Genomic DNA, 4,981 nt, shown 5'->3' on the forward strand with positions numbered 1-4,981 from the left:
CCCTGGTTGGTGCGTTTGATTGGTCGCGTGCTGCGTGTTTATCAAAGCGCCGGTTTGGAAAAGCTGATGCGCAAGGTGCATTTCTTCGGACTCATACCGCCCTCGCTGAAGAAGCTGGAGCCGCAGACGCCGAAAATCGCTGATAAGTTCTCCGATGACCTGATCTGGCCGGAGGAAGTGCCGCAGCAGAGCAAAGGCTACCGCGTCGGTTTGCTCACGGGTTGCATCCAGGATCTCGCGTTCTCGAACATCAATCGCGATACTGCGGATGTGCTGCTGGCGAACGGCTGTGAGGTCATCACGCCGCGGTCGCAAAGCTGCTGCGGATCATTGCACGCACACAATGGCGAACTCGAACTCGCGCGAGAACTCGCCCGCAGGCAGATCGACAGCTTTGATCTCGATAATGTCGATGCCATCATCACCAATGCTGGTGGATGTGGCTCCCATTTGAAGACTTATGGTCATCTGCTGCATGACGATCCTTTCTACGCCGCCAAGGCCAAGCAGTGGGACAAGAAGGTAAAGGACATCCACGAATGGCTGGTGCAGATCCGCTTCCGCAAACCCACCGCAGGCGCGGGTGTGAGCGAGGTGACGTATCATGAAAGCTGCCATCTTTGCCATGGGCAGAAGGTCGTGTCACAGCCACGGCAGATTCTGAACAGCATTCCGGGGCTTGTGTTCAAGGAGCTGCCCGAGTCGAACTGGTGCTGCGGCAGTGCGGGCATTTACAACATCACCCAGCCGGAGCAGAGCCAGAAGCTGCTGGACCGCAAAGTCGCGAATCTACGACAGGCCGGGGCCCCCGTCGTGGCTACGAGCAATCCTGGGTGTCATTTGCAGATCGCCAATGGGCTGCGGGCTTGTGGCAGTCATCCTTGCCATGAAGTCACGCAGCCGGTGACTTTGCTTGCGCAGGCGTATCGTGCAGAGTCCGCTGCTGCGGCCACTTCTTGAACCCCATGGAACTCGACCTCACTGGCCCCCTGCGCGAAGACGCCTACATGATTCTCGCCGGACTCGTCACTCCGCGTCCGATTGCCCTGACGACCACGGTCGATCTAGACGGGCGTGCGAATGCGGCGCCGTTCAGTTTTTTTAATGTGTTGGGAGATTCCCCGCCGATTGTCGGCCTCTGTCCCGGTGATCGCTCTGCCGGCGTGCAGAAGGACACGGCGCGCAACATCCGCCTGACGCATGAGTTCGTCGTCAACCTTGTCGATGAAACGCTCGCTGAGAAAATGAATCTCTGTGCTGCCACGCTGCCGCCGGGTGAAAACGAGCTGTTGCATGCGGGACTCACCGCTGTGCCGAGCAGCGTGGTTAAACCGCCGCGTATTGCGGAAGCTCCCGCCAGCTTTGAATGCCGAAGCCACAGCATCATCGAGATCGGCGACAACCGACTCATTATTGGTGAAGTTCTGCGCATTCACGTGCGCGATGGTATTCTGGATCCTGAGACGTGGCTGGTGAAGCCTGAGAATTATCATCCCATCGGCCGTATGCAGAGTCCCAACTGGTACTGCCGCACGCGGGACATGTTTGAGCTGAAGAGGCCGAAGTGAGATGGGGGAATCAGGAACTCTATTCGGTTCCTGAATTCCTGCCTTCCTCATTCAAAATCAGCCTCACTTCGTCGGTACCCATTGCGCTGCATCAATGATCACATGGCCCTTCGTGCCTTCGTTGCGGATTTCGAGCCAGCCGGTTTTGCCTTTTTCAAAGCGGTAGGTGCCCAGGGGGAGAAGCACATCTTTCTCGGGAGCCTTCTTCTTCTGATCTATGATCACCGTGGCCTCGCCATCGGCGTGATGGATGATGACGGGGACCTTGTCCGCACGATTCGCCAGCGCAGTGTAAGTAATGGCCACGCGATACTGGCCTGCGGTCGGCAGGTCGGGCGTGAAGCGGGCTTTCTGCTCGCCTTTGGCGGTGTCTCCATCGTGGCGATAGCCTTCTCCAACAAAGCCGGGCGTGGTGTGGCCTTCGGACGTGAAGCCGGTGAGTTCGGCGTCGCTGTCATCGACGACGATGCCGCCGAGCTTTTCTTTGCTGATCGAGACATGTTCCGGCATCGGCGGTGATTCAAAGTCGAGCATCTGGCCATCGGCGAGGAGCTTCTCCTTGAGCTTGGCGAGGTCGATCTGCTGCAGGTCTTTGCCGGAGTCGATGGCGATGACGGCGGCGGTGGCGGAGCTCTGGCCCATGACCATGAAGACGGGCTCCATGCGGATGCTGCCATAGGCGATGTGCGTGGCACTCAGGCAGACGGGCACGAGGAGGTTGGTGCATTCCTCAGCCTTCGGCGTGATGCTGCGGTAGCTGATGGGGTAGGGGCGGGTGCCAATCTGGATGTCGCCCTCATTGCGCACAAAACCTTCCTTGGTGATGTAACGCTGCACGTTGTGCGAGTCCATGTTGTAGGCGCCCATGCCCACGCTGTCCTCCACGATTTCGCGGCGTTTGCAGTTCTTCTCGCTCATGACGTAGCCGCCGATCATGCGGCGTGCCTCGCGCACGTAGAGCTGGCGGGGCCAGTTGCCGTTGTCTTTGAATTCATCCTTGGCGAGGCCGAACTTCTGGAAAGCGTCTCGCATCTTCTCCGGCACTCGCGGATGGTGCGCATAGGTCCACATGAGGCCCTTCTGCCAGTCTTCATGCGCCTGCCAGATCTTCGCGCGTGTGGCGTAGTCGGCGTCTGGATAATCGAAATTTTGGCCGATGAAGTCGCTGCTGATGGCGAAGTTGTTGTTGGTGTCGGTCTTGCGGTTTGGCATGCCTGTGGGTGCCCAGGAGATGCGTTCGTCACCGGCTTCGACATTGCGCAGGGCCAGTTCGAACCATTTCTCGTCGTAGTTGGCCGGCTTCTCCCAGTCGAGGCGGTTTTCTGGCACGTCGGTGGTGCACATGCGGAAGTTGTAGGCCTGCAGCTTGCGGTCGCCGCTTTCATCTTCGCCGATGTCGCCGGGATCAATGCCGGGCAGCACGCCGCTCTTCGGATCGCCGGGCTTCACATAGGGATCCACGTTCTTGATGAACTGATGATGGATGGTTTTGACCTTCTGCACGCCATTGATGGTTTCGCCAAATTGTGAATTCGGCTCGCGGCCCACGGCGTAGCTCACGCCGGCCTTGGCCATCAGATCGCCCTCATAGGTGGCGTCGATGAACATCTTGCCGGTGAACTCGCGTCCGCTCTCCATGATGATCTTCGAGATGCGAGTGCCGTCTTTGACCACACCTTTTTTCAAATCCAGGCGCTCGCTGAAAATCACGGTCACCTTGTCCTTCACGGTGGCGAGCATAGCGTCGTAGATCTCTGTGGCCACATGCGGCTCGAAGGTCCACATGGTGTCCTCGCTGCCGGTGTTGCCGTGCTGCTTTTTGGCGAAGTATTCTTCACGGGTCTGGTGCTGCCACTTGGCGGGGTCGTTGTAGTATTTGAAGACGTTCGCGTAAAACTCACGCGACATGCCGCCGATGGCTTTCTTGTTGCCGATGTCCGTGGCGCCGAGCCCACCGGTGGTCAGGCCGCCGAGAAACTTCGTGGGTTCGATGAGCACGGCAGTTTTGCCCATGCGTGCCGCCTGAATGGCCGCCGTGATTCCTCCGGAGGAGCCGCCATAGACGACGATGTCATACGAATCTGCCGCCCCGAGCGGGGAAACGGCGGCGAGCGTGGCAAGCAGAAGTGCAGGGAGGAGCTTCATGGTGGGGTGGCAACGAGCCGCAGCATGGGGCTTTTGCAACTACTGGGATGCATTCCGAGATGTAGCGGAAATATAATCGAATAGTTCGTTAAAGGACGCGTCAGAGTGCAGGACAAGATTCACATCACCACCTCATGAAGACTTCCCTCGTTCGCACGCTGACCTTTGGAACCCTGCTGCTGACTTTTTCCCTGACCTCCTGCGCGGATCCTTATGGCTACGGCGGGGGCGGCTACGGTGGAGGCGGCTACGGGGGATACAATCAAGGCTATGGCGGTGGCGGCTATGGCCGCTCCTCGGCAGGTGGCACCGTCGCAGGCGCTCTCATTGGTGCTGGTGCGGGTGGGATCATCGGCAATCAGCGCCATCGGGGCCTGGAAGGAGCCGCCATCGGCGGCGTTCTCGGTGCCCTTGCGGGCAGCATGCTGAGCAATAGCCAGCGTCAGTATCCCCAGCAGGGCTACGGCCAGCCGAATTACAGCCAGCCTTATGGCCAGGGTTACGGCCAGCAGAGCTGCCCGCCACAGAATGGCTATGGCCAGCAGCCAAACTACGGCTACGGCCAGCAGTCCAGTTATTACCCCGGCAATGCCTATGGCCAGCAGCGCGGCAACAATCCCTATGCATTTGGCAACTGGCAGTAAAATCTCCCTCACAGCGGGCGTTTGAATCGCGGTGGAAAACCACCGCGATTTTTTTATCCATCCACCATGCCCGCCAACTCCGCTGCCTCCGACTCTGCTTATCCCTCTCCCGGACCCTCCACCGCACGCTGGTGGCAAAATGAAGACTGGCTGGCAGTCTTGGCTGCACTGCCCATCTTGATCGCGGTGGCGAAAGGGTGGAGCCCCAAAATGCCCGCTCTTGGCTGGAGCGGTGCGGCAGATGCGGCAAAGGCCTTCTCGGCGGACAATTTCGCCGTCAGCGGTGTCTTGCTGGCCTTGTTTCTCGGCATCTCGGTGCTCGCGCTGGCAGCTTCGCTCGGCAAACGAGTCGGGGCATTCCTGTGCGGTGCCGTCGTGGTATTTGTGCTGGGCTGGCTGGCGCAGTGGATCGCGGCCCATGCGGGCATCAAGGCCTGGGGGCTCGAATACGTGGTGTTCGCGCTCGGTCTGGGCATGCTCTGGAGTCACCTTTTACCAGTGCCCGAGTGGCTGCGCGAGGCGGTGCGCACGGAATTCTTCATCAAGGTGGGCATTGTGCTCCTCGGCGCGACGATTCTGCTGCCGGAAATGATGAAGGCGGGGCTCCCGGGTCTGGTGCAGGCC

At 59.5% G+C, this 4,981-nt stretch carries 5 protein-coding genes; 4 read left to right on the forward strand and 1 reads right to left on the reverse strand.

The features are described from left to right. Together ACIREA_RS26590 and ACIREA_RS26595 are read left to right on the forward strand one after the other, a co-directional pair. Window positions 1–960, forward strand: a 960-nt coding sequence (locus ACIREA_RS26590; protein ID WP_397385350.1) for a (Fe-S)-binding protein, incomplete at its 5' end; no start/stop codon positions are given. Window positions 961–965: 5 nt separating this feature from the next. Beyond that, window positions 966–1,568, forward strand: coding sequence for a flavin reductase family protein (locus ACIREA_RS26595; protein ID WP_397385351.1), 603 nt, complete (start codon window positions 966–968; stop codon window positions 1,566–1,568). Between the two features lie 63 nt (window positions 1,569–1,631). Here the strand turns inward: ACIREA_RS26595 and ACIREA_RS26600 are convergent, their stop codons facing one another. Next, the gene (locus ACIREA_RS26600) at window positions 1,632–3,713 is read right to left on the reverse strand and encodes an FAD-dependent oxidoreductase (RefSeq protein ID WP_397385352.1); all 2,082 of its coding nucleotides are present in this window, start codon (window positions 3,711–3,713) and stop codon (window positions 1,632–1,634) included. 134 nt (window positions 3,714–3,847) lie between these two features. Between ACIREA_RS26600 and ACIREA_RS26605 the strand changes: the two genes are divergently transcribed. Together ACIREA_RS26605 and ACIREA_RS26610 are read left to right on the forward strand one after the other, a co-directional pair. Continuing rightward, on the forward strand, window positions 3,848–4,357 hold the full coding sequence (locus ACIREA_RS26605) for a hypothetical protein (protein ID WP_397385353.1): 510 nt from the start codon (window positions 3,848–3,850) through the stop codon (window positions 4,355–4,357). 66 nt (window positions 4,358–4,423) lie between these two features. Further along, the coding region (locus ACIREA_RS26610; protein ID WP_397385354.1) for a putative sulfate exporter family transporter at window positions 4,424–4,981 on the forward strand (558 nt) is incomplete at its 3' end.

Source organism: Prosthecobacter sp. (assembly GCF_044373815.1).
Lineage (GTDB): Bacteria > Verrucomicrobiota > Verrucomicrobiia > Verrucomicrobiales > Verrucomicrobiaceae > Prosthecobacter.